This is a genomic window from Paracoccus bogoriensis, assembly GCF_019431455.1.
Lineage (GTDB): Bacteria > Pseudomonadota > Alphaproteobacteria > Rhodobacterales > Rhodobacteraceae > Paracoccus > Paracoccus bogoriensis.
Genome location: NZ_JAHYSR010000011.1, coordinates 22,242 through 45,027, shown reverse-complemented (window position 1 = coordinate 45,027; position 22,786 = coordinate 22,242). Strand labels below are relative to the sequence as shown.

Genomic DNA, 22,786 nt, shown 5'->3' with positions numbered 1-22,786 from the left:
AATCCCGTTCAGGGATGGGCGATCCAGTGCCCACCGGGCGCGTAATGACCGGTCACACGCCCATCCTTGAGCGAGAGCAGATGCAGCCAGCCATTGTCGAACAGGGCGCGCAACCCCTCATGGCGGGCCACGATTTGCGAAATGGCATCCTGCGGGGCCTCGATCAGCACGCTGAGCCGTAGAGGTTCATGCGCCAGCGTCTCGCCGTCATGGATCGCCTGCCAGGGCAGCCCCGGACGCAATATCCCGCCATTGCCCTGCACCACGCCGATACCGCCCACGACGTTGTGGATCAGCTTGTTGCCACCGCCAAAGATTTCGGGCGCGACCGCCGATCCGTAATATTGCAGGCTGATCCAACTGGCCACGATGACAGGCGCGGTCAGGATCAGTTCCAGTGTCCGGAAGCCTTCGTCCTGCCGCCAGTCATAGGAGTGCAGGAAAGCCCGGCCCGAAAGGTCGCGGCCCGCTGTCGCCTCGCGCGGCGCAGCAATGAAGGCGGCGCAGCCTGCAAGGCCCCATTCCGGCCGGATCTCGGCCCAGTCATGGGCGCGGTCGGCGATGGTATCTACGCTGGCGCCGGGCAGCCGCGCGGCGCGCTCGGCCCGAGCCAGACCCGTCGCGCGGTCAAGCCAGGCGCGCGCCTGCATCAGTTCGGCGCGATGGGACAGCGGCAGAGACTCGTCGAACAGCATGATCCGATCGGTGGTCGTGTCATGCAATCCCGCCACGAACAGCGTGTCCGAGGGCAGCTCGATCCCCTGCGCAGACAGGCCCGCCCGCGTTTCGGGATCGTTCAACAGCCCCGCCAGAAGCCGAGCCGAGACCGCGCCGGTCTGTCCCCCGCACGCGCCGCAGTGATACCCGCTTTCATGCGGATTGTTCGTCACATGAGCGCCGTGACCCAGCAGCAGGATCAACCGCGCATGACCGCGCGTCAGGCTCATGGCGCGCAGAACGGCCGCGGCGGTATCGGCTTTGGTGGCAGGATCAAGGCCGGGGTCCAGACGCGGCGCGGGACCGTGCTCCGGATGTGCACCAGCCCGGCCAAGCGCCGCGTTCAGCAATTTCAGCCCATAAGCCGGGCCTGCCGCCTCGACAAAGGCAAAGGACGATACGGCCGCCTGGCGGAACCGCCCCCAGGCCCGCTCTGCCCGCGCTCTGATCCTGATGCGCTGTTCCGTCAACGGGGCAGCGTGACTGGTCGCGGTCATCGTCGGGTTCAGCAGCACCGGCAGATGGGGTTCGGCGCAGTCGCTGCCATGCGGCAGGTGCGCCACAGGCAGGCCAAAGAAGCCCGCAAAGCCAAGGGTCTGGATTCCGGGATCCTGTGCCTCGAGCGCGCGGCGGAACACCTCGGACCGCACGTCGATACAGAACGCCGCCTGCATGGCTGGCCGGGCAGGCGCGGGGCGCGGGCCGCTGAGCAATGCGGCCAGCCTGCGCTGATGGGCGCGTTCGGCGGCCTCCTGCAGGATCGCATCCAGCACGGTGTCGGCATCAGGGGCGACGGGCGCCTCATGCGCGGCGACCACCTCGGCCCAGGACGCGGCCAAGGCCGGGTCGCGGGCCAGAAGCGCCTCGTCCCAGATCAGGCGGATCGCCAGCAGGTCGGTCAGCGCCGCATCGGTGCCGCCCTGCATCTCGGCCTGCCAAAGCAGCCAGCGCGCGTGCTGCGACCAACCGCCAAGTTGGATCAGCAGCGAATGAAAGCAGGTCGGCGCGGCGGCCTCGGTCAGGCCAAGCGCATCGCAGGCCCGCAGGATGGCGCGTTCTGCCGTGTCGGGGCTGGCCGCGACATGTGCACAGAACCCGGAAAGGCCCGCAATTTCCGGAGTCAGGTCATGGCTGGCCCATTCCCGCCAGCCCGCCAGCACCCCCCGCCCCGGAGCGGGCGTCCAGAGCGCCTGCCCCCGGTCGAAATGCCCCGCAGCCCACAGACCGATGCTGCGCGCGATCACCATGGGCCAGTCGGTGCCGTCCGCCTCAGCCGCCAGTTCCGCCAGGCTGGGCAATGCGCGGACGGGCCGCACGGGGCGCGACATCGCCACCTTCAGCGCCTGAAGGCTGGGCGGTTTCAGCGGCGAGCCGGATGCCTCAAGCGCCTGTTCCAGATCGGTGTCGGTAATCGCGCCTGCGGCAATGGCAGCCGCATGGCCTGCCCGATCCGGGATGATCCGCGCGCCCGAGACTCGCGCCAGCCTGGCGGCGGCGGTGGCCAGATCCTCGCCGGTCTGGCCCAGCATCGGGTTCACGGCGACGGTGGCATCCAGCGGAAAGGCCGGGGGGATGGCGCGGGCTGCGGCCTCGGCAGCGGCCAGAAGCTCGATGCTGCGCCGGGGCGCGATCTCGATGGGTTTGAGGAACATCATGCCTCTCCTGTGGCTTGGGTGGCGTCGGACCGGCGGAAGCCGCCGATCAGCCGGTCAAGGATCGCGTTCAGATAAAGCCCGTTGGCCAGGTGGACGCGCAGGCCCGCCGCCGCCGGATGATGCGCCCAGAGCGGGAACAGCGCCTGCGCAAAGGCCACCAGGCCGAAGGACAGGACCGCCAGCACGATCAGCGCCCATTCCAGCGCGCCGGCCTGCGGGGTCGCAGGCAGATGTGCGCCCCAGGCCAGCGAGGCCAACGCGTGAAAGCCGAAATAGGCCAGCGCCGCCGCGCCCGAGGCCGTCACCATGCGCCGGGTCAGCGCTGCGGGCGCGCTGTCGGCCAGACCCTGGGCGACCAGATAGGCCACACCGAAGATCAGCATCGCACCCAGAGCCAACGCCTGCGGGTTCTTGGGCGCGCCGAGCGCCGCAAAGACCCAGGCCATCGCCGCGTAAAGGACCAGCGCCGCCATGAAGGAACGGCCGACCGCGCGCAGGCCCGGCACAGCGACCGGCCCCGGCTTTCGCGCCGCCGCGACCGCCCGGACCGCCCCGCCCGAGGACAGGAAGGCATGTGCCTTGTAAAGCGAATGCGCCACGATATGCAGCAGCGCCAGCGGCCAGAGACCCAGCCCGCATTGCAGCAGCATGAAGCCCATCTGCGCGACGGTGGACCAGGCCAGCGCCGTCTTGACCGCGCTTTGCGTCAGCATCACCACCGCACCGAAAAGCGCGGTGATCCCGCCCGCCATGACCAGCGCGGCCATCGCACCGGGGCTGGCCTGGACCAGATCGGCCAGCCGGATCAGCAGCACGCCGCCAGCATTGATGATGCCTGCGTGAAGCAGTGCCGAAACGGGGGTCGGCGCCTCCATCACCTCGGTCAGCCAGCCATGGAGCGGGAAGGCCGCCGTCTTCAGCAGCGCGGCCAGCACCAACAGCCCGACCGCGATCCGCGCAGACAGGTCCAGACCCGTCGCCGCCAGAGCCGAGATCTGTGCCAGATCCGCGGTCTCGAACGAGATCCACAGCAGCATCGCCGCCCCGAACAGCGCCAGATCGCCCACGCCCCAGACCAGCGAGAACTTTGCCGCCGCACGCCGCGCCTCGGGGCGGTTCCTGTAGAACAGCAAAAGCTGCCGCAGCCCGATCCCCACCCCGATGAAGGCCGCCAGCAGCACGGGCAGGCTTCCCGCCTGCACCAGAACCAGGACCAGCGCCAGCACGGCCAGCGTCAGACCGTGAAAGGCGCCTTCGCGCGGCTCTCCGTCCATGTAGCGGCGGGAATAGCGGATCACGACCCAGCCGACGAAGCCGACCAGCAGCGCCATCGTGAAGCTGACTGCGTCAAGCCGTAGCGAGACCAGCGCCACGCCCTGCCCGATCGACAGGGCCTGCGGGCCGGTCAACGCGGCATGAATTGCCGCGATACCGATCAGCGCAAGCGCGGCCAGCGCCGCCAGCTCGGCCTGACGCGGCAGGGCGCCCGGTCGCGGCCCGGGGCGCGCCAGCGCCGAAGCCGCGACCGCCAGCAGGATCAGCGGCGCCAGGGCCGCCAGAAAGGGGAACAGAGACATCCGGGAACACTCCGATTGCTGATACCGCAGATTTAGGGCTTGCATACCTTCAAGAAAATTACATATTTTTGGCTTTATTGTTCTATTATATGGATGGTTCATGCTGAACCTGCACCATCTGCGCCTGTTCCGTGCCGTCGCACTGGACGGCACGCTGACCGGCGCCGCGCGGCGGCTGAACCTGTCGCAATCGGCCCTGTCCACCCAGTTGCGCGCGCTCGAGGCCTCGCTTGGCCATGACCTGTTCGAGCGGCGCGGCCGGAGGCTGGTGCTGACCGAGGCGGGCCATATCGCGCTGGACCATGCCGAGGCGATCTTTCGCACCGCCGACGAACTGACCGCGACCCTGCGCCAGACCGGCCAAGGGCGGCACATCCTGCGGGTTGGCGCGCTGGCCACGCTGTCGCGGAACTTCCAGCTTCAGTTCCTGGCGCCCGTGATCGGGCGGGCGGATGTCGAGGTGGTGCTGCGATCGGGTTCGCTGGCGGAACTGTTACGGGGACTGGATGCGCTGTCGCTGGATGTGGTGCTGACCAATCTGGCGCCGCCATGCGATGCGACCAGCCCCTGGCTGATCCACCATCTGGCCGAACAGCCCGTCAGCCTGATCGGCACTCCCGCCCGGATCGGCGACGAGCCGCGGCCCTTGGCGCGGCTTCTGACCGACGAGCCGCTGATCCTGCCCACGGGCGACACGGCGCTGCGCGTGGCGATCGACGCGATGCTGGCGCGGCTATCCATCATGCCCGCCATTGCGGCCGAAGCCGACGACATGGCGATGCTGCGCCTTCTGGTGCGCGAGGATGCGGGGCTGGCTGTCCTGCCGCCCATCGTCGTGCGCGACGAGATCGGCGCGGGCCTTCTGCGCGAGGCCGCGCAGCTTGATGGCATCAGCGAGAGTTTCCTTGCCGTGACTCGGCGCAGGCGCTTCGGCAATCCGTTTCTGGCCGATCTGCTGCACGCGCAATGACTGGATCAGGCGCCCGGCTGGACATCAACTGCCGCGGAACTGCCGGAAACTGGTCGGACATGTGCAAGCCGATCAGGACGACGTGACCGAGATGGCGGTTCGTGCCAATCCAGTCGGAACCCCCGCCCCGGCCGAAACGTCTGTCTCATGCGGCCGCGCCGACAGGCGCCCCAGGGAAAAGGAGCCTTGACATGACCAACCGCACTCCGTGCCTTGTGGCGGGCCTTTGCGCCGCGCTGTTGACGCTTGCCGCCTGCGGCAACAAGCCGACCGAACGGGCGGCGACCGGCGGCCTGGGGGGCGCGGTTCTGGCAGGCCCTGCGGGTGCTATCGTTGGCGGAACTCTTGGCGCGGCCAGCGCGAACTGACTCGAACCCGTCCTGCCATCTGGTCCCCGCCCTTGCGGGGGCCACGCGCTTGGCCTAAATCTGGAAGGCAAGGACAGCGAGGACAGCAACATGGCGATGGAAGCGCACGAGATCGAGGCCTTGATCCGCGCATCGTTTCCGAAGGCCCGGATCACGATCACGGACCTTGCGGGCGATGGCAACCACTACGCGGCCGAGGTGATTGACGAAAGCTTCCGCGGCCTGAACCGGGTGCAGCAACAACGCGCAGTCTATGCCGCCCTTCGGGGCAAGATGGACGGCCCGGCGGGCGATCTGCATGCCCTTGCGCTGACGACCAAGGCCCCCGACTAGAGGCGTTGCCCATTCAGATGACCGGCCCGCACCAGTCGCGGCCCCAGACAAGGACTGCCGCCATGAGCGATGTGACGACCCGTATCCGTGACCTGATCGACAGCCATGACGTGGTGTTGTTCATGAAGGGCACCAAGGAGATGCCCCAATGCGGCTTCTCCAGCCGCGTGGCAGGCGTGCTGAACTACATGGGTGTCAGCTACAAGGACGTGAACGTGCTGACCGACCCCGATATTCGCCAGGGGATCAAGGATTTCTCGGACTGGCCGACCATCCCGCAGCTCTACGTCAAGGGAGAGTTCGTCGGCGGCTGCGACATCGTCACCGAGATGACCCTTTCGGGTGAGCTGGACCAGATGTTCGACCAGAAGGCCGTGGCCTATGACAAGGCCGCCGCCGACAAGATCCGCGAGGCGAATGCCTGATATCCGGGGCGGAACCCGTCCTCGCGCCGACCAGCGGCAGGGTCTGTCCCCGGCATCGCCCCCTCTGGCGCGGCGACTGACAAAGATCATGTTGCCCCACTCGCCTTGCGGTGGAAGTATGGGGCATCATGCAAGAACTCGTCCCCTGCTTCATCATCATCGAACGGGACAGCTTCATCGCCAGCGATCTGCGCTGCGGGCTTCATGATGCCTGCCCCGGATGCCTGTGCCTGAGAACGCCCGACCTGGACGGCTGCATGATGATCCTGCGGCACCTGGACGACCGGGCGACCCGCCCCGTCATCATCACCAAACTGTCCATCGCCGAAATCGAGGCTTGCGGCCTGGGCGCGATGGCTGCGGCCCGCGGCTGGCGGCTGGTGCTGCGCCTTGGCGGTGACACGATAGAGGCCGTGCGGGAACGCGGCTGGTTCAGCCTGCCAGCTCCCTTTTCCTCGGATGATGTGGCTGTGCTCGTGCAAGCATTGCAAGCCCATGCAAGGCCACCCCTGATGCGCCGCGCCTGAACGGGAAAGGGGCAGCGCGTCTGCGCCGCCCCTTGTCGTTTCGTTGTCGTTGCGGAGTTGCGGAACCGTCCGATATCTCACAGCAGATCTTCGGGGTCGATGTCGCGCGACTTGCGCCGCTCTGCCAGGTTCGAGGCGATCGCCACGCCGATGGCAAAGGCTCCGATCAACTTGGCCATGCTGCCCGCGTCGGAATGGGCGGCGCGCCTGACGCGGGCCGATGCGTTGCGGACCGTGCGCTTTGCGTCACGGCGGCGCTCGGGCGTCAGGCCAACGGCCTGCATCGTGTCACGCACCGTCCCGAAAACGCGCCGCTCGGCGTCATCGGCCAATTTCAAGGCGCGATAACTGGCCTGGTCCATGACCGCATGGGCCTTTTGACCGGCCATGTCCATGACGCGGGCAGCCTCGGCCTTGGCGCGGCTTGTTGCAAGATCGGCAGCCAGTGAAAGGCGGGCTTCGACCTCGCGCTTGAAATCCTCGCCGGTCGGCATGGGCTGGCGCGGCTTGGACAGCGCGATCAACACGCCTGCCGCAGCCAGCAGCAGCACGGCAACCGCCAGAGACGCAAGCGCCGAGCCCCAGCCCAATTCACGGGCCAGAAACGACCACAGCGCGGCCAGAAGAAAGCCCGACGCAGCCGCGCCCAGCAGACCCGCCCCGGCCTTCAATCCGGTCCCGCGCAGCCGGTCCCTGACCGCAAGCTGCAACCTTTGCGCGAAGTCGAACATCGCGCGCCTCAGCGACGCGAGATGAGCAGACCGACCAGAAAGCCGATCCCGGCCGCAATGCCCAAGGCCTGCGCGGGGTTGCGGCGGACCATCTCGGCCACTTCGTCATAGCGCTCTTCGGCATAGGCGGCGGCGTCATGGGCGTGGCGCTGACCGGCCTCGTAGAGACGCTCGGCCTCATGCCGCGCCTTGTCGGCATATTCACGGCCGACCTGCACGACCTCTTCAGCCAGTTCGGAGCCGCGCTCCATCAGGCGCTCGGCGCCCGAGTTGTCGGCCAGGTCGCGGGCGGTCTCGCGGACCTGCTCGCCGACCTTGCGGGCGCCCCGCTCCAGATCGTCGCGCGCCTCGCGAACCGCGTCCTTGGCGTCGCGCTTGGCTTCTTCGGCCGAAATGTTCTGTGCCATGATGTTCTTCCTTTCAGGCTGTCTTGTCACCTTCGGGGCATCAACATTCGGCCGCGACAAAATGTTCCGATGCGGGCGCAGAAAAAGACCCTCGCGCAGCCGGGCGATGTGGCAGCGATGTCTTGCGGTCAAGATGTCTTGGGGTCAAAGAGGGGATGGTACCGCCTCCCCGGCTCGAACGGGGGACCTCTAGATCCACAATCTAGCGCTCTAACCAACTGAGCTAAGGCGGCACAGGGCGGTTCTTTAGCCCCCGTCGCGCCGCGTTGCAAGCCCTGCTTGCCGCGAAAATGCGTCCGCGCTACAGAAAGTGCCAATTGCAGAAAGGAAACAGCCGTGGGCATCAACAGCGAAAGCGACATTGCCGCAAATCTGCAGATCGGCCCGACGGATCAGGGCATGGTCCGTATCTATGTCCAGGGCGAGGGCGTGGATCTGCCGATGGATTTCGACCCTGACGAGGCGATGGAGATCGCCGAGGAACTGATCGCCGCCGCCGAAGTCGCCCGCAGCGGCACCAAGCCTAGGCGTCGCTGAAGGCGCCCGGATCGGCGGCCCCCTGCAAGCGCAAGGCCGCAGCCCGGGCGAAATCGCGCATCAGTCTGGTGCGCCTGGCGCCCGGCAGCCGTGTCTCGGGGGCCATGCGCGTGATTTCGGCGCCGAAGGGATCGGCCCGGATAAGGCCGGTCCCCTCGGGCAGCAGATCGGCAGGGAATTCCGCGTCCACCGCCCAGAAAAAGCGGTCGCACCAGTCAAGATAGCCCTGCCATTTCCGGTCCGAGATGAAATCGGCGCGGCCGCTCTTGCATTCGACGACCCAGATTTCGGACCGGGGGCCCAGGCTCATCAGATCAACCCGCAGACCGCGCACGGGCACGAATTCTGTCAGCACCGCATGATCGAGGCTTCGCAGAAGCCGCCCCACCCCACGCGCAAGGCGCTGGCCGGGCATGGCGGGCAGAGGCGAGATATTGTCCGAAAGAACGTTCATTTTCTCAAGATAGAACAGGAACGGAACATCGGCAAGCGCCCCATGCGCCTGACCAATGTCGCGGCCGCTTGCTCCTGTCCTGACCGGGGGATAGCGTCTGCAGGTCCGCGAATCTGCCCAGCGAAAGGCATCCATGTTCGATATCGTGCTGCTGTTCGTTGCGGGCGTTCTGGGGGGTATGCTGAACGCAGTGGCGGGCGGCGGCACCTTCATCACCTTTCCGGCGCTGGTCTTTACCGGCGTGCCGCCCGTCGCGGCCAATGCTACGACGACGGTGGCCGCCCTGCCCGGCTATCTGGCCGCCGCCTGGGGCTTTCGCCGGGACATCCGCGTGATGGAGGGCGCGCCGCTGCTGCGCGTCACGATCTGGACCATGGCCGGGGGCGCGGTCGGCGCGGGCCTGCTGATGGTCAGCTCGAACGAGGGCTTTGCCATGCTGGTCCCCTTCCTGCTGCTGCTGGCCACGGTGGTCTTTACCTGGTCGGATCAGGTCCGCCGCGCGGCCTCGCGCTGGCGCCGCGCGGTGACGCCCTTCGGTCTGGGCACATTGCTGCCGATGGCGGTTTATGGCGGCTATTTCAACGGCGGGCTCGGAATCATCATGCTGGCGGTCTTTGCCATGTGGGGCATGACCGACCTGCACCAGATGAACGGGCTGAAAAGCTGGCTCAGCTTCGCGCTGTCGCTGATCGCCCTTGCCGTCTTTGCCGCCGGAGGCAGCATCGTCTGGGGACCGGCCGCGATCATGGCGCTTGGCACGATCATCGGCGGCTATTCGGGCGCCCCCGTCGCACGCCGCATCCCGCGACCTGTCCTGCGGCTGCTGATCGCCCTTGTGGGCTTCGGCATGACCGCGATCTTCTTCTGGCGTCTCATTCAAGGAGCATGAACATGAGCGACATCAAACGCATCCAGACCGGCCCCCGCATGAGCCAGGCGGTCATCGCCAATGGCTTCGTCTTTCTGGCCGGTCAGGTCGGCGAGCCGGGCACCTCGGTGACGGAACAGACCCGCGCGGTGCTGGCCCAGATCGACGCGCTGCTGGCCGAAGCCGGGACCGACAAGACACGCATCGTTTCGGCCCAGATCTGGCTGGCCGACATGGCCGATTTCGCGGAAATGAACGCCGTCTGGGATGCCTGGGTGCCGCAGGGTCATACTCCTGCCCGCGCGACCGGCGAATCGGCCCTGGCCACGCCGGATTACAAGGTCGAAATCATCGTGACCGCCGTTCTCTGATCGCGGTCAGGACCGAGCGCGCCGCGCGAAGGCCCGGCGCCTCGCCCCCGCGACCCAGCCGCTCCATGGTCAGATCCATCGCGTCAAGCTGCGCCATGCGGGTGGCGGGGTCTTCCAGCACCTGCTGCAGCGCCCGCGCCAGCGGGTCGGGCTGACAGGCGCGGCCCAGGAATTCCGGCACGCTGCGCGTCTCGCTGACCAGATTGACCAGCGTGACCGTATCGGTGCGCAGCAGGAAGCCGATGATCAGGCGGCTCAACGGCGCCATGTCGTAGCCGATCACCATCGGCACCCGGTTCGCCGCCAGTTCCAGACTGACCGTCCCCGAGGCCGCCAGCGCGAGATCGGCGGCAGCAAAGGCCGCGCGCTTTTCGTCGGCATCCTCGATGACGATGGGCGCGGTGGGCCAGCGGCGCGTCATCTCGCGCACCATGCCCGCCACGCCCGGCACGGTGGGCAGCGCCACGCGGATTTCGGGCACGCGGTCGCGCAGGCGGATCAAGGCCTCATCGAAACGGGCACCGAGGCGCGCAACCTCGCTTCGACGCGATCCGGGCAAGCACAGGACCAGCGGCGCGTCTGGCGCGATGCCATGGACGTTGCGGAACAGCGCGGCCTGGTCGGAACCAGCCACCTGCTCGGTGGCAACGGGATGGCCCACGAAATCGCAGCTCATGCCGGCCGCCTGCATGTAGGGCGGCTCGAAGGGCAGGATGGCCAGCACGTGGTCGATGACGCGCGCCATCTTCTGCGCCCGGCCGGGCCGCCAGGCCCAGACCGAGGGCGCGACGTAATGGATCATCGGCAGGTCGGGATTGTCAGGCCGCGCCGCGCGGGCCACGCGCAGGCAGAAATCGGGGCTGTCGATGCCGATCAGCGCATCGGGCGCGGTCTTTGTCACCGCGGCGGCGGTCTGGGCAATGCGCCGCTTCAGAGCCCGGTATTTCGGCAGAACCTCCATCAGCCCCATGACGCTGAGCTCGTCCATCGGGAACAGGCTCTCCAACCCTTGCGCCTGCATGGCCGGGCCGCCCACGCCGACGAATTCCGCCTGGGGATCAAGGGTCTTCAGCCCGGCCATCAGGGCTGCGCCAAGCTGGTCGCCCGAGGCCTCGCCCGCGATCAGGAAAAACTTCATGCCCGCCCGCCTGTCATTGTCCTGCTTAAGGCCTAGCCGAACAGCACGGTGCAGACCAGTCTTTCAGCCTGCCAGAGGCGGGCAGGACCAGAGAAAAAGCCCCTCTGCCTGGGCGCGGTGCACGGCCTCGTCACGGTCAAGCAGGATGACGCCCCCCGCCTCCCATGCGATACCCGCCAGACCGGCGCGCGCGGCCTGGATCACGCTGTCGGGGCCAAGTGTCGGCAGGTCGATCCGGCGATCCTGTCCGGGCTTGGGCGCCTTGTAAAAGACGCCCCTCGCGCCGTTCGGATCGGGCCGCAGACCCGCATGACGGGACGCAAAATCCAGCATCGCCGCCGTGCCGGGCAGCGTCTCCAGCGCAAGGCACAGCCCCTGCGCCACAACGACGCCCTGCCCCAGATCCAGCGCGCCCGTGGCGGCCAGGATCTGCGCCGCCCGCGTAACGTCGCGCTGGTCATGGGCCGAGGGCTCGCCGGTCAGGATGCCCGGACCCGGAACCAGATCGGGGCAGATTTCGGCGACAGAAGCGATGCTTAGTCCGTGTTCTTCAAAAATGTCGAGCAGGGTGCGCAGCGCCGCGTCATCGCCCGACTGCATCGCCCGCAGGATGCGCGGCACAAGTTGCGCGGTGCGGGGATCGAAGGCTTCGGGGTCCAGGCGCGGTCGCCGGACGGCACCTGCAAAGACCACGCGGCTGACGCCCTGATCCAGCAGGTGATCCAGAAACGGCACCAGCCGTTCCAGCCGGAAGGGGGTGGCGGGGATCGGCGGCGCAAAACCTTCCAGCGCGTGGATCAGGGGCGCGTCCAGCGCAGCGGCGACCAGAGGGGCCAGCCGCCCCTCTCCGGCGATGATGGCGGTGCGGGTCATCGTGCCTCGCCGCCTGTGGGACGAGGCGTCAGGAAGCTGCGATCCGAGGGGCCGAGGATGAAGTCCAGCACCTCGCGCGCGCGACCGGTGCTGGTGTCGTGCCGCGCCCGCGCCGTGTCGCGGAACGAGCCCTGCGCCAGATCGCCCAGAAGCGCGCGCAGTTCCGCGATCTCGGCGCGCGAGGCGCCCCGGCGCTTGAGGCCCACCAGGTTCAGCCCGTCCAGATGCCCGCGCGGGCCCTGGACCAGGCCATGCGGGATCACGTCCGCCGTCACCATCGTTACCGCGCCGATCATCGCGCCCTGCCCGATCCGCACCCATTGATGCACGCCCGACAACCCCCCGACGATCACATCATCGCCCAGCACGCAATGCCCCGCGACCGAGGCATGGTTTACCAGGATCACCCGATCCCCGATCCGGCAATCATGTGCGACATGGCTGCCTGCCATGAACAGCCCATCATCGCCGATCTGCGTCAGCCCGCCGCCGCCCCTGGTGCCCGGGTTCATCGTCACGTGTTCGCGGATGCGGTTGCGAGCGCCGATCACCAGGCGCGTGCTTTCGCCCTGGAACTTCAGATCCTGCGGCGCCTCACCGATCGAGGCAAAGGGAAAGATCACCGTCTCGGGCCCGATCGAGGTGTCCCCGGCCACAACGACATGGGATTTCAGCACCACCCCGTCGGCCAGCCGCACCTTTGGACCGACCACGCAGAAGGGGCCGATCTGGACACCTTCGCCGATCTGGGCCCCGGGTTCGACCACGGCCATGGGGTGGATGCGGGTCTCAGCCATCGGTCTTGAGGTCCATCATCGCGGTGAATTCGGCCTCGGCGGCCATCTGGCCGTCCACCTTGGCCTCGCCGCGGAACTTCCAGATCTTGCCGCCTGCGCGCTTGGCCGAGACATGCAGTTCCAGCACGTCGCCCGGCACCACCATGCGGCGGAACTTGCAGGCGTCGATCCCCATGAAATAGGTCAGCAGCGGCTTGTCCACCAGATCAAGACTGATGCCGACGACCACGGCCGAGGTCTGAGCCATCGCCTCGACGATGGTAACGCCGGGCATGATCGGCTTCGCGGGGAAGTGGCCCTGGAAATGCGGCTCGTTACAGGTCACCATCTTGATCCCGACCGCGCTTTCAAAAGGCACGATGTCGCGCACCTTGTCGATGAACAGGAAGGGATAGCGATGGGGGATGATCCGCTTGATCAGCGAAAGATCGGCCTCGGTATAGGGGGCGGGGTTGCGCGTTGCGTCAGCCATAAGCATTCCTTCGGGGCTCTTCTGCCCCGGACGGGGCCTCGATCAAGGGGTTACCAACCGCACCAGGGCTTGGCAAGCGCGCCCCCTCATGCGGTAGCCCCCGCCCGAACCGCCCGCCCTCGCGCAGCCAGCCTGCCAGGATCAACCCGGCGATCAGAGCCAGCCAGCCCCAGCCCGGCAGAAGCGGCCGGCGTTCAAGCCCGGTCACGCTGGCCGCGTCGCGGGGCGTGACGCCGATCCAGGGTCCGCTGATGGCGCGGCCCTCGGCGCGGCGGCCCTGGCGGATCTGGCGCAGATCCGGCACGCCGTCCGAAAGGCGCTGCACCGATCCGCCCGAGGCCGCGACCAGCGGTTCCAGCAGCGGCGCGGCGGCGACGGTTTCCTCGAATTCGCGGGGCGCGCGCGGGCCGATGGCCACGACGCGGCGCACCTGCCCGTCATCCAGCCGGTAGAGCCCCGGCTCGGGCGCGCTCCAGCGCGCGCTGAAGCGGCCCGGCCCGTCGGGGGACAGCGCGATCTCCTCGGTGCCGCCATCGGGGCGGGTCACGGTCAGGGGGGGCGTGGTCTCGGCCATGGAACGCCGGGTCAGGACCAGATCGCTGCCCGAAACGTCGGCCAGCAGGGTCTCTTCCTCCAGTTCGGGTTCCTTCATCGACCAATGCGCGATGCGGCGCAGCAATTCCAGTTGCGGTCCGCCCCCCTCGAAGCCGCGCCCCCAGAGCCAGACCTGATCGGATGTCAGCAGCGCCACCCGCCCCTCGCCCACACGGTTCAAGATCAGCAGCGGCGAGTCCTCGGCCCCGGTCATCACGACCTGCGCGCCGGGTTCGGGAACGGCCTCGGACAAGCGCAGCCAGCGACCCCATTCGGGGGTTTCGGAATCGCTCAGGCCCGCCGTGACGGGATGGCGCCGCCCTTCTTCGGTCAGCGTCGGTCGATAGGGCGCGTCGATCACCCGCCCCGTGGGGCGCGCGGGCAGGATCGGCCCCAGAGGCGAGCGGTTGAGGCTTTCGACCCCCGCCATCTCGGGGCCGGCCGCCACCAGCAGCGCGCCACCGTTTTCGACATAGCGGGCGATGTTGCGGTAGTATTCGGGCGGCAGGATGCCCCGGACGCGGTAGCGGTCGAAGATGATCAGGTCGAAATCCTCGATCCGCTCCAGAAACAGTTCGCGCGTGGGAAAGGCGATCAGCGACAATTCGCTGACCGGCACGCCGTCGAACTTGTCGGGCGGGCGCAGGATGGTGAAGTGGATCAGGTCCACCGCCGCATCCGATTTCAGCAGGTTGCGCCAGGTGCGTTCGCCCGCATGAGGCTCGCCCGAGACCAGCAGCACGCGCAACCGGTCCCGCACGCCGTTGATGCTGATGGCAGCGGCATTGTTGCGGTCGGTCAGTTCGGCGGGGCTGGCCTGGGGCGCCTCCATGACGATCTGCACCACGTTCTGGCCGGCATGGCCCAGCGTGACCGGCAGCGTCATCGACACGCCGACCGGGACCGAGACGACCAGAGGCTCTTCTCCATCGACCGAGATGCGCAAGGTCGCGGTGGCGGCCAGGCCGGGCGGGACGCGGCCCTGATCCTCGATCCGCAGGCGGATCTGGATCTCTTGCCCGATCAGGCCGAAGGCGGGGGCTTCCTCGATGACCAGACGGCGGTCCCAATCCTCGGGCTGGCCGGTCAGCAGGACATGCAGCGGCGCAGGCAGGGTCTCGGGCAGCATCGGCGCGTCATGCAGGCGCCCGTCGGTCAGGGCGATCACCCCGGCCAGTCTTTCGGCGGGCTCGGCCGCGACGGCGCGGGCCAGTTCGGCGCCCAGAAGCGTGCCGTCGGGATCGTCGCCCAGCGTCACGCGGCGCAATTCGGTGCCCGGCAGCGCCAGCGCGGCTTGGGCCAGCCTTTCGGCGGCCTCGTCCATCTGCGCGGCGCGGCCCGGCAGATCCTGACTGGCCGAGCGGTCCTCGATCAGGATCACGATGTCGGACAGCGCGTTGCGCGTGGCGGTTTCCAGAGCAGGACCGGCCAGCGCCAGCGCCGCGGCCAGACCGGCAAGGCCCCGCCACGCCCAACCGCGCAGACCCCGCCACAGCGCGAAGCCTGCCACCAGCAACGCCAGCACCGCCAGCGTGGCGATTGCCCACCAGGGCAGGGCGGGATCGAAACGCAGCGCAGTCATCGCGACGGGATCTCCTCGGTCCGCAGGCGTTCCAGAAGCTCGGGGACATGGACCTGGTCGGATTTGTAGTTCCCGGTCAGCACATACATGATCAGGTTGATCCCGAAGCGATAGGCCATCTCGCGCTGGCGCTCGCCCTCCCATCCCCGACCGATCGGGTAGAGCGGCGCGCCGTTATCGTCGATGGCCCAGGCCTCGGCCCAGGAATTGCCGCCGATCACGACCGGGCTCACGCCGTCATTCAATTGGCGAAAGGGCATCCCGGCCTGGATTTCGGCGCCGACGGGCGGGGCCTCGACCCAGACGGGATTGCCTTGCCAGCGGCCCGGAAAATCGGCCAGCAGGTAGAAGGTCCGCGTCAGGACATGATCCTCGGGGACAGGCGCCAGGGGCGGGATGTCCAGCGGCGCGGCCAGGCGGCGCAGGGCGCCGGACATGTCCGGCCCGCCCACCCCCGCCAGATCGCCGTCGCGCGTGTCGAAGAGGATCATCCCCCCCGACCGCAGGAAGGCGTTCAACCGCAGATAGGCGCGCGGCCCCGGCGCGGGCTGGCTGTCTGTCACCGGCCAATAGAGAAACGTCAGCAGAGACAGGTCATCGCTTTCCAGATCGACGCCGATGGGCCGGCCCGGCTCGACCGAACTGCGCTGGCGCAGGGCCAGCGACAGCCCCCAGAGCCCGCGTTCGGAAGCACGGTCCACCTCGGGATCGCCGGTCACGACATAGGCCAGCGCGACCTCGGCGGCCGCGCGCATCAGGTCGGGGTCCAGATCCTGGGCCTGGGCGGGGGGCGGTGCGGTCAGGATCAGCCCGGCCAGCAGAGCGGCGGCGACCCGCCCGCCTCGCGCCGCAAAGGCCGAGGCCAGCGCATCCAGCACCATCAGCAGCGCCGCCAGCGCCAGCAGCGGCCCGCGCAGGCCAAGCCCCTGCCCCGCGCCTGCATCCTCGATCCGGGCGCCCGGCCATTCGGCAGGGGCAAGCGGCGCGCCCGCGTTCAGGGCCTGAACACGCTCGCCCGCCGCATAAATGCCGGCGGGGCGATCATGGGCGGGACCGCGCGCCAGATCCTCGGCGGCGACAGGTGACAGGCCCTCGGGCGGCAGGGCGCGGCCAAAGCCGTCCAGCACGGATTGCGGCGTCCAGAAAGGGGCCTCGCGCGGATCGCTTTCGGTCGCGGGGGCGCTGCGAGCGGTGGCGACAAGGCGGGTCAGCATCTCGACGAACAGGCCCGACAGCGGCAGGTTCGACCATTCGGGATTGGCCGAGACATGGAACAGCACGACCTGCCCCTGCCCGAACCGGTCGCGCGTGACCAGGGGCGTCATGTCCGACAGGGTGGCAATCGTGCGGGAGGCCAGATCGGGGCCGGGCTGCGCCATCAGCTGCGCGCGCACCGTCACGTCATCGGGCGGGGTCAGGCCGCCGAAGACCCCGTCGCGCGCAAAGGGCGCCAGCCCTCGCGGATCGCCCCAGCTGAGCGCGCCGCCGATATCGCGCCCGCCCTGACGCAGCGGCACGGGCAGCAGCAATTCCTCGGTCAGGCGGTCGGAGCCGGCCATGCGCGGCCCGGCAAAGCGGATCAGCAGCCCGCCGCGATCCACCCATTCGGCCAGTTCGCCGATCTCGGCCAGCTGCACCTGATCGATCAGGATGACCACATCGGGCGCGGCGTCCAGCACGTCGCCCAGACCGCCCTCGATCAGATCGGCCGAGGGGGCCAGCGCCTGCCGGACGTAATGGGCGGGCGACAGAAGCTGCTGGCCCTCGGCCTGCCCGGCCAGGTCGCCGACCAGCGCGACCTTGCGGCGGCGCACGCTGTCATCGGCCAGAACCACCGCCCCGGCATGACTTGCGCCCTCGATCTGGAAACGGGTGACGCGGTTGCGCTGTTCGGGCGGCAGGTCCAGCGCCACAAGGCGGCTGCCCGCCTCGGCCTCGCCCGGGATCAGGCGGGCCAGTTCGCGTTCGATCCCCTGCGGATCGGGGCCGATGGCCAGCACCGCCGCGCCCTCGCCGTGAAGGCGCAGGACCGGCGCGTCGGGGCCCGGTTCCAGCGTCAGGGCATTCAGCGGCCGGGCGGGCGGCACCACGGTCACGTCGCCCCGCTCGGCCAGCGCCTGAAACCAGCGCGCGCGGTTCGGGTGATCCTGGCCGTCGGACAGCCACAGGACCGACAGCCGCCCCGGCGGCAGGTCCGACAATGCGGGGCCGGGATCGTCGGGCAGGGCCGAGGGGAAGCCGCCGGGCCCCGCCCCGCGCAGCCGCGCCATCAGGCTGTCGGCGGGCTGAAAGCGCAGCGGCTGCGCCCCGTCACGCCCGTCGGCCATCAGCAGCGCGGCGCGTCGGCCCGCGCCCGCGGCCTCGGTCAGGGCGCGTTCGGCGCGGGCCTGGCGCGCGGGCCAGTCGGGCGCGGCGCCCCAGCCCGCATCCATGACCACCAGAAGGGGCCCCGACGCCGGCAGAAGCGGCACGGGCCGCCAGACCGGACCGGCAAAGGCCAGGATCAGCGCCGCCACCGCCAGAAGCCGGATCAGCAGCAGCCACCAGGGCGTGCGCCGCGCGGTCGTGCTGCGATCGGCCAGACCGGCCAGCAGCGCGACGCCCGGAAAGGTAATGCGCTGCGGCGCGGGCGGGATCGCGCGCAGGATGACCCACAGCACCGGCAGTGCGACCAGCGCCGCCAGAACCCAGGGCGCGGCAAAACCTATCGGACCCAGAAGCAGCATCAGCGCCCCATCATCTGCCAGAGTTCGGTCAGGCTGTCCGCAGGCAAATCCCCCGTCGAGGCGTGGACATAGCGCCAGCCCGCAGCCCCGGCCTGCGCCGCCAGCCAGTCGCGGCGCTCCGCCAGCCGCGCCAGATAGGCGCCCCGAAGCGCGCCTGCATCGCGGCTTTCGTGACGCAAAGCGCCTGATTGGGACCGAAACAGGACCGCGCCGTGATAGGGAAAGCTTTCCTCGTCGGGGTCCAGCAATTGCAGGATCACGCCGGTCGTGCCCAGACCGGCCGCCTGCGCCAGAAAGCCCGGCAGCCAGTCGGGACGGGCCAGGAAATCCGCGATCAGCACAACGCGCTGACGGGGTCGCAGCGCTCCGGCATCGGGCGCGTCGAAATCTGCCTGGGCGGCGGGCGCGGCGACCAGCGCCTCGGCCAGGCGTTCAGCCTGAAGCCTGCCGCTGCGGGCGCGCTGACCCAGCAAGCCCACCCGCTCGCCCCCGCGCAGCATCAGCATGGCCAGAGCCAGCGCCAGCAGGCGTGCGCGTTCGGCCTTGGTCTCGCGGTCGGAGGCGCCGGAAAAGGCCATCCCCTGCCCGCCCGAAACCCAGATCGCGGCGGTCTGGGCTGTCTGCGCCTCGCGGTCGCGAACGAAATCCTGATCCGACCGGGCCGAGCGGCGCCAGTCGATGGCGCGCATGCCGTCGCCGGCCGAGGCCGGGCGGTATTGCCAGAAATCCTCGCCCGGGCCGGCGCGGCGCAGACCATGCGCGCCGGGTGAGACCTGCGCGGCAAGCTGCTCGGCGGCCAGGATCAAGCCCGGCAGATGCAGGCCCGCCGTCTCGGCGCGGGCGCGAAGCGCGGCGGCGCTGGCGGGCGGTTGGGGGCTCATGCGGCGCGCAAATGGCCCACGCGCTCGGCCAGAAGGCGGGCGATCACGGCGTCCAGCGTCTCGCCACGTGCGCGGGCGGCGAAGGACAGCGCCATGCGATGCCGCAGGACCGGGGGCGCCATGGCGACGACATCGTCCAGCGTGGGCGCGAAACGGCCATGCAGAACGGCCCGCGCCCGCGTCACCAGCATCAGCGCCTGCGCCGCGCGCGGCCCCGGCCCCCAGACCAAGGCATCGTTCACGAAGGCCGCCGTTTCCGTCGCACCGGGCCGGGCGGCGCGGACAAGATCCAGGATCGCCTCGACCACGGCCTCGCCCACGGGCATCTGGCGGATCAGGCGCTGCGCGGCCAGCAGCGTCTCGGGGGCGAAGACGGCGTGGGGCTCGCCCTCTTCCAGCCCGGTCGTGGTCAGCAGGATCTCGCGCTCGGTCGCGCGGTCGGGATAGCCCACGTCGATCTGCAACAGGAACCGGTCCAGCTGCGCCTCGGGCAGGGGATAGGTGCCCTCCTGCTCGATCGGGTTCTGGGTGGCAAGCACGTGAAAGGGGCGGCCCAGCGGACGGTGCTGGCCACTGATCGTGACCTCGCGCTCCTGCATCGCCTGCAACAGCGCGGATTGCGTGCGGGGGCTGGCGCGGTTGATCTCGTCAGCCATCAGAAGCTGGGTAAAGACCGGCCCCTCGATGAAGCGGAAGGCACGGCTGCCATCGGGGCGGGCATCCAGCACCTCGGAGCCCAGGATGTCGGCTGGCATCAGGTCGGGCGTGAACTGGATGCGTTGGCTGTGCAGCCCCAGCACCGTGGCCAGCGTATCGACCAGCATCGTCTTGCCCAGGCCGGGCTGGCCCACCAGAAGCGCGTGACCGCCCGCAAGGATTGCGGCCAGAACCTGTTCGACCACGTCATGCTGGCCGACAAAGCGCCGCTCGGTCGCCTTGCGCGCTTCGGCCAGCAAGGCGGCCAGCGCGTTTACCTCGACCACGAGATTTTCGTCCGACGACATGACAATGTCCTTTCGCTGCCTTATGTCAACATAACAGGATGACGGGAGACAACCAGACGAATGGCGCAAGAGGGTGACAAAAAGGTGAGCGCGCCACCATCGGCCGAGTCCCTGGCCGAAGCTGCGCGTCTGGCCGGCAAGGCGGCCGGTTTGCCGCCGGTCCATTTGTGGAACCCGCCCTTCTGCGGCGATCTGGACATGGAGATCCGCGCCGACGGCACCTGGTTCTACAACGGCACGCCGATCGGACGCCCGGCCATGGTGCGCCTGTTCTCGACCATCCTCAGGCGCGAGGGCGACCGCTATTTTCTTGTCACCCCGGTCGAGAAGGTCGGCATCCGGGTCGAGGACGCGCCCTTCGTCGCGGTGGATGCGACCATCGCGCCCGACCGCATCACCTTCGTTACCAATGTCGGCGACAGCGTGGTCGCAGGGCCGGATCACGCGATCATCCTGCGCGGGTCGGCCGAACGGCCTCGTCCTTATGTGCATGTGCGCGCGGGCCTCGAGGCGCTGATCGACCGCAAGACCTTCTACCGGCTGGCCGCTGCCGCGACCGAGGGTGAAGATGGCCGCTTGGGTGTCACGTCGCAGGGCCGGTTCTTCGCGCTGGAGCCGTGATCATGCCGCGTTTCGCAGCCAACCTGTCGGTGCTGTTCACCGAGTTGCCGATGCCGGAACGCTTTGCTGCCGCTGCCGAGGCCGGGTTCGAGGGGGTCGAGATCCTGTTCCCCTATGATCTTACCGCGCGCGAATTGTCGCGTGCCGCCATCGCCGCCGGCACCGAGATCGTGCTGATCAATGCCCCGCCACCGAACTGGACGGGCGGACCGCGCGGCTTCGCCGCTGTGCCGGGCCTGGAAGAACGGTTCCGGCGCGATTTCGAGCGCAGCCTTCGCGTGGCCGAGGCGCTGCGCGTGCGACACATCAACATCATGGCCGGCCGCGCCGCAGGTCCGCAGGCGCTGGATACGCTGACCCGCAACCTTGCCTGGGCCGCCGAGCGCGCGCCCCATGCCAGCCTGACCATCGAACCCGCCTGCCCCCAGTCCATGCCGGGAGTCTTCCTGACCGATTACGGCACCGCGCTGGACGTGATCCGACGGATCGGTGCGCCGAACCTGGGATTGCAACTGGACATGCACCATGCGCTGTCGATCACCGGCGATCTGGTCGCCTGCTGGAGGCAGGTGTCCGCCCTCACCCGCCATGTCCAGATCGGCGGATGGCCCGCCCGCAACGAGCCCGAGCCGGAGACCGAGCCCCTGGCGGGTTTCATGGCGGCGCTGCGGTCCTCGGAATATCGCGGCTGGATCGGGGCGGAATACGAGCCCGCCCGCACAACCCAGGCGGGGCTGAACTGGCTTGGCCGGCTGCGCGGCCTGGGCGCCTGACCGCATTGCGGCAAGGCTGCAACGACCACAGGATTCGTGTCTGAGCGCGGAACCCCTTCCCGCCTGATCCGTTGCAGTCTCGATGCGTCACGATGTCGCCCGTGCAGCGACACGCGACCCTGACAAGAAGGGATAGCACATGAACTCCATAATCTATATTGTCGGCCTGGTGGTCGTGGTCCTGTTCATCCTGTCGTTTCTCGGCCTGCGGTAAGGGGAGAGGACAGAATGAACGAACTTCATGAACCCGTCACGGGTGCGCGCAACAGCCATGTCGATTGGCCGGCGATCCTGGCCGGTGCGGTCATCGCGGCAGGTGCGTCGGTCGTGTTTACCGGCTTCACGACAGCGATCGGCCTGGGATCGGTCTCGGCCGATCCGGATCAAGGCCTTGGAACCTTTGCGCTGGTTCTGGTCGGCCTGTTCTCGTTTCTGGCGATGCTGGCGGTCTATGCCCTGGGCGGCTACGTGGCCGGCCGGATGCGCCGCCGCACTTCGACCTCGGAGGACGAGATCGAGGCGCGTGACGGCATCCATGGCCTGACAGTCTGGGCCATCGGCATCCTGATTTCGGCGGTGCTGGCAGGCAGCGTCATCAGCGGCGGCATCCGTGCCGCAGGCAACGCGGCCTCGACCGCTGTCGAGGCGACGGGTGCTGCCGTGGGCGGTGCTTTGCAGGGCACGGGCCAGCTGGCCGGTGGTGTCATCGGCGGCGTGGGCCAGGTGGCTGGCGGTGCGATCAGCGGCGTGGGCCAACTGGTCGGCGGCGCGGCCAGCGGCCTGTCCGAGGCCGAAGGCCCGGATGGCGGCAACCCGCTGGACTATATCACCGACCGTTTCCTGCGCGGCCAGACCGCGGCCGGCGATGAGTTCTCGAACGAGGCGATCCGCCGCGAACTGACCGCCATTGCCGGCCAGTTGCTGCGCACGGGTGAGATCTCGGACGAAGACCTGGATTACATGCGTGACGCGCTGGCCGCGCGGACCACGCTGACCCCGGCCCAGATCGACGCCCGCGTCGAGCAGGTCGTTGAGCAGGTCACCGCGCTGCGGGCCGAGGCCGAGGCCCGTCTGGCCGAGGCACAGGCCCAGGCCGACGAGGCGCTGGCCGCCGCTCAGGCCCAGGCCGAGGAGCTGCGCGCCGAAGCCGAGCTGCGCCTGCAGCAGGCGCAGGAGGCCGCCATCGAAGCCGCCGAAACCGCGCGCCGCGGTGCGGTCTGGTCGGCGCTGTTCCTGGCGGTATCCTCGCTGATCGCCGCTCTGGCGGCATGGTTGGGCGCCATCAAGGGTGGCCAGGACCGCGATGCCGGTCGCATCTGGACCGGTCTGACCCGGACCCGCCGCTGAGGCAGCAGCCGAACGCCAAGACACAGGCCCCCGACCCC

Annotated in this window: 23 protein-coding genes, 1 tRNA gene and 2 pseudogenes; 11 read left to right on the top strand and 15 right to left on the bottom strand. The window is 69.0% G+C overall.

Going from position 1 to position 22,786, the window contains the following annotated elements; all coding sequences use genetic code 11:
- Positions 1–8 precede the first annotated feature (8 nt).
- On the bottom strand, positions 9–2,369 hold the full coding sequence (locus KY389_RS07235; RefSeq protein ID WP_219830220.1) for a YbcC family protein: 2,361 nt from the start codon (positions 2,367–2,369) through the stop codon (positions 9–11).
- Positions 2,369–3,949: a proton-conducting transporter transmembrane domain-containing protein gene (locus tag KY389_RS07230; protein WP_219830219.1), complete on the bottom strand. Its 1,581-nt coding sequence runs from the start codon at positions 3,947–3,949 to the stop codon at positions 2,369–2,371. Before KY389_RS07230 ends, KY389_RS07235 begins: the two co-directional genes overlap by 1 nt.
- Positions 3,950–4,049: 100 nt before the next feature.
- Between KY389_RS07230 and KY389_RS07225 the strand changes: the two genes are divergently transcribed.
- From KY389_RS07225 to KY389_RS07205, 5 genes are all read left to right on the top strand, one after another.
- Positions 4,050–4,919 (top strand): LysR family transcriptional regulator, encoded by an 870-nt coding sequence (locus KY389_RS07225; RefSeq protein WP_219830218.1) that lies wholly within the window; start codon positions 4,050–4,052, stop codon positions 4,917–4,919.
- Between the two features lie 191 nt (positions 4,920–5,110).
- Entirely contained in the window at positions 5,111–5,287 is a 177-nt protein-coding gene (locus KY389_RS07220; protein WP_219830217.1) for a hypothetical protein, read from the top strand.
- Between the two features lie 90 nt (positions 5,288–5,377).
- Positions 5,378–5,620: a BolA/IbaG family iron-sulfur metabolism protein gene (locus KY389_RS07215; protein WP_219830216.1), complete on the top strand. Its 243-nt coding sequence runs from the start codon at positions 5,378–5,380 to the stop codon at positions 5,618–5,620.
- A 62-nt stretch (positions 5,621–5,682) separates the two neighbouring features.
- On the top strand, positions 5,683–6,045 hold the full coding sequence (gene grxD / locus KY389_RS07210; protein ID WP_219830215.1) for a Grx4 family monothiol glutaredoxin: 363 nt from the start codon (positions 5,683–5,685) through the stop codon (positions 6,043–6,045).
- 128 nt (positions 6,046–6,173) lie between these two features.
- Positions 6,174–6,572 carry a hypothetical protein gene (locus tag KY389_RS07205; RefSeq protein WP_219830214.1) on the top strand — a complete coding sequence of 133 codons (399 nt, stop codon included), beginning with the start codon at positions 6,174–6,176 and terminating at the stop codon, positions 6,570–6,572.
- A 77-nt stretch (positions 6,573–6,649) separates the two neighbouring features.
- Here the strand turns inward: KY389_RS07205 and KY389_RS07200 are convergent, their stop codons facing one another.
- The 3 genes from KY389_RS07200 to KY389_RS07190 all read right to left on the bottom strand — a co-directional run bounded on the left by KY389_RS07200 (position 6,650) and on the right by KY389_RS07190 (position 7,943).
- Positions 6,650–7,303, bottom strand: a complete 654-nt coding sequence (locus tag KY389_RS07200; protein WP_219830213.1) for a phage holin family protein — start codon at positions 7,301–7,303, stop codon at positions 6,650–6,652.
- A gap of 8 nt (positions 7,304–7,311) precedes the next feature.
- Positions 7,312–7,710 (bottom strand): ElaB/YgaM/YqjD family protein, encoded by a 399-nt coding sequence (locus KY389_RS07195; protein ID WP_219830212.1) that lies wholly within the window; start codon positions 7,708–7,710, stop codon positions 7,312–7,314.
- Between the two features lie 156 nt (positions 7,711–7,866).
- A tRNA-His gene (locus tag KY389_RS07190) sits at positions 7,867–7,943 on the bottom strand.
- A gap of 103 nt (positions 7,944–8,046) precedes the next feature.
- Here KY389_RS07190 and KY389_RS15640 point away from each other — a divergent pair.
- Positions 8,047–8,247 carry a DUF6324 family protein gene (locus tag KY389_RS15640; RefSeq protein WP_219830211.1) on the top strand — a complete coding sequence of 67 codons (201 nt, stop codon included), beginning with the start codon at positions 8,047–8,049 and terminating at the stop codon, positions 8,245–8,247.
- Here the strand turns inward: KY389_RS15640 and KY389_RS07180 are convergent.
- Positions 8,234–8,701, bottom strand: coding sequence for an MmcB family DNA repair protein (locus KY389_RS07180; protein ID WP_219830210.1), 468 nt, complete (start codon positions 8,699–8,701; stop codon positions 8,234–8,236). The two genes, KY389_RS15640 and KY389_RS07180, sit on opposite strands and share 14 nt — an antisense overlap.
- 133 nt (positions 8,702–8,834) lie before the next feature.
- Between KY389_RS07180 and KY389_RS07175 the strand changes: the two genes are divergently transcribed.
- Positions 8,835–9,590 carry a sulfite exporter TauE/SafE family protein gene (locus KY389_RS07175; protein WP_219830209.1) on the top strand — a complete coding sequence of 252 codons (756 nt, stop codon included), beginning with the start codon at positions 8,835–8,837 and terminating at the stop codon, positions 9,588–9,590.
- 2 nt (positions 9,591–9,592) lie between these two features.
- Positions 9,593–9,940 carry a RidA family protein gene (locus tag KY389_RS07170; protein WP_219830208.1) on the top strand — a complete coding sequence of 116 codons (348 nt, stop codon included), beginning with the start codon at positions 9,593–9,595 and terminating at the stop codon, positions 9,938–9,940.
- On the opposite strand, the gene lpxB is transcribed toward KY389_RS07170, so the two are convergent.
- From lpxB to KY389_RS07130, 9 genes and pseudogenes are all read right to left on the bottom strand, one after another.
- Entirely contained in the window at positions 9,918–11,078 is a 1,161-nt protein-coding gene (lpxB, locus tag KY389_RS07165) for a lipid-A-disaccharide synthase (protein WP_219830207.1), read from the bottom strand. The genes KY389_RS07170 and lpxB overlap by 23 nt on opposite strands.
- A 63-nt stretch (positions 11,079–11,141) precedes the next feature.
- A complete protein-coding gene (locus tag KY389_RS07160) occupies positions 11,142–11,951 on the bottom strand; it encodes an LpxI family protein (protein WP_219830206.1) in 810 nt (269 codons plus the stop codon).
- Positions 11,948–12,748, bottom strand: a complete 801-nt coding sequence (lpxA, locus tag KY389_RS07155; protein WP_219830205.1) for an acyl-ACP--UDP-N-acetylglucosamine O-acyltransferase — start codon at positions 12,746–12,748, stop codon at positions 11,948–11,950. The genes KY389_RS07160 and lpxA overlap by 4 nt, the downstream gene beginning before the upstream one ends.
- Positions 12,741–13,220 carry a 3-hydroxyacyl-ACP dehydratase FabZ gene (gene fabZ / locus KY389_RS07150; protein ID WP_219830204.1) on the bottom strand — a complete coding sequence of 160 codons (480 nt, stop codon included), beginning with the start codon at positions 13,218–13,220 and terminating at the stop codon, positions 12,741–12,743. Before fabZ ends, lpxA begins: the two co-directional genes overlap by 8 nt.
- Positions 13,213–15,396, bottom strand: coding sequence for a glutamine amidotransferase (locus KY389_RS07145; protein ID WP_219830203.1), 2,184 nt, complete (start codon positions 15,394–15,396; stop codon positions 13,213–13,215). Before KY389_RS07145 ends, fabZ begins: the two co-directional genes overlap by 8 nt.
- Positions 15,393–16,115, bottom strand: a pseudogene (locus KY389_RS15830) (DUF4159 domain-containing protein); the annotation flags it as partial. The pseudogene KY389_RS15830 and the gene KY389_RS07145, both read right to left, overlap by 4 nt.
- Positions 16,116–17,879: 1,764 nt before the next feature.
- Positions 17,880–18,122 (bottom strand): annotated as a pseudogene (locus KY389_RS15825) (BatA domain-containing protein); the annotation flags it as partial.
- Positions 18,122–19,003: a DUF58 domain-containing protein gene (locus tag KY389_RS07135; protein WP_219830201.1), complete on the bottom strand. Its 882-nt coding sequence runs from the start codon at positions 19,001–19,003 to the stop codon at positions 18,122–18,124. The pseudogene KY389_RS15825 and the gene KY389_RS07135, both read right to left, overlap by 1 nt.
- Positions 19,000–20,007: an AAA family ATPase gene (locus tag KY389_RS07130; RefSeq protein ID WP_219830200.1), complete on the bottom strand. Its 1,008-nt coding sequence runs from the start codon at positions 20,005–20,007 to the stop codon at positions 19,000–19,002. The genes KY389_RS07135 and KY389_RS07130 overlap by 4 nt, the downstream gene beginning before the upstream one ends.
- Positions 20,008–20,067: 60 nt before the next feature.
- Between KY389_RS07130 and KY389_RS07125 the strand changes: the two genes are divergently transcribed.
- The 3 genes from KY389_RS07125 (at position 20,068) to KY389_RS07115 (ending at position 22,748) form a co-directional block, all read left to right on the top strand.
- Positions 20,068–20,628: a DUF1285 domain-containing protein gene (locus KY389_RS07125; protein WP_219830199.1), complete on the top strand. Its 561-nt coding sequence runs from the start codon at positions 20,068–20,070 to the stop codon at positions 20,626–20,628.
- 2 nt (positions 20,629–20,630) lie between these two features.
- A complete protein-coding gene (locus KY389_RS07120; protein WP_219830198.1) occupies positions 20,631–21,401 on the top strand; it encodes a hydroxypyruvate isomerase family protein in 771 nt (256 codons plus the stop codon).
- Between the two features lie 228 nt (positions 21,402–21,629).
- The gene (locus KY389_RS07115; protein ID WP_246588006.1) at positions 21,630–22,748 is read left to right on the top strand and encodes a hypothetical protein; all 1,119 of its coding nucleotides are present in this window, start codon (positions 21,630–21,632) and stop codon (positions 22,746–22,748) included.
- The last annotated feature ends 38 nt before the right edge of the window (positions 22,749–22,786 follow it).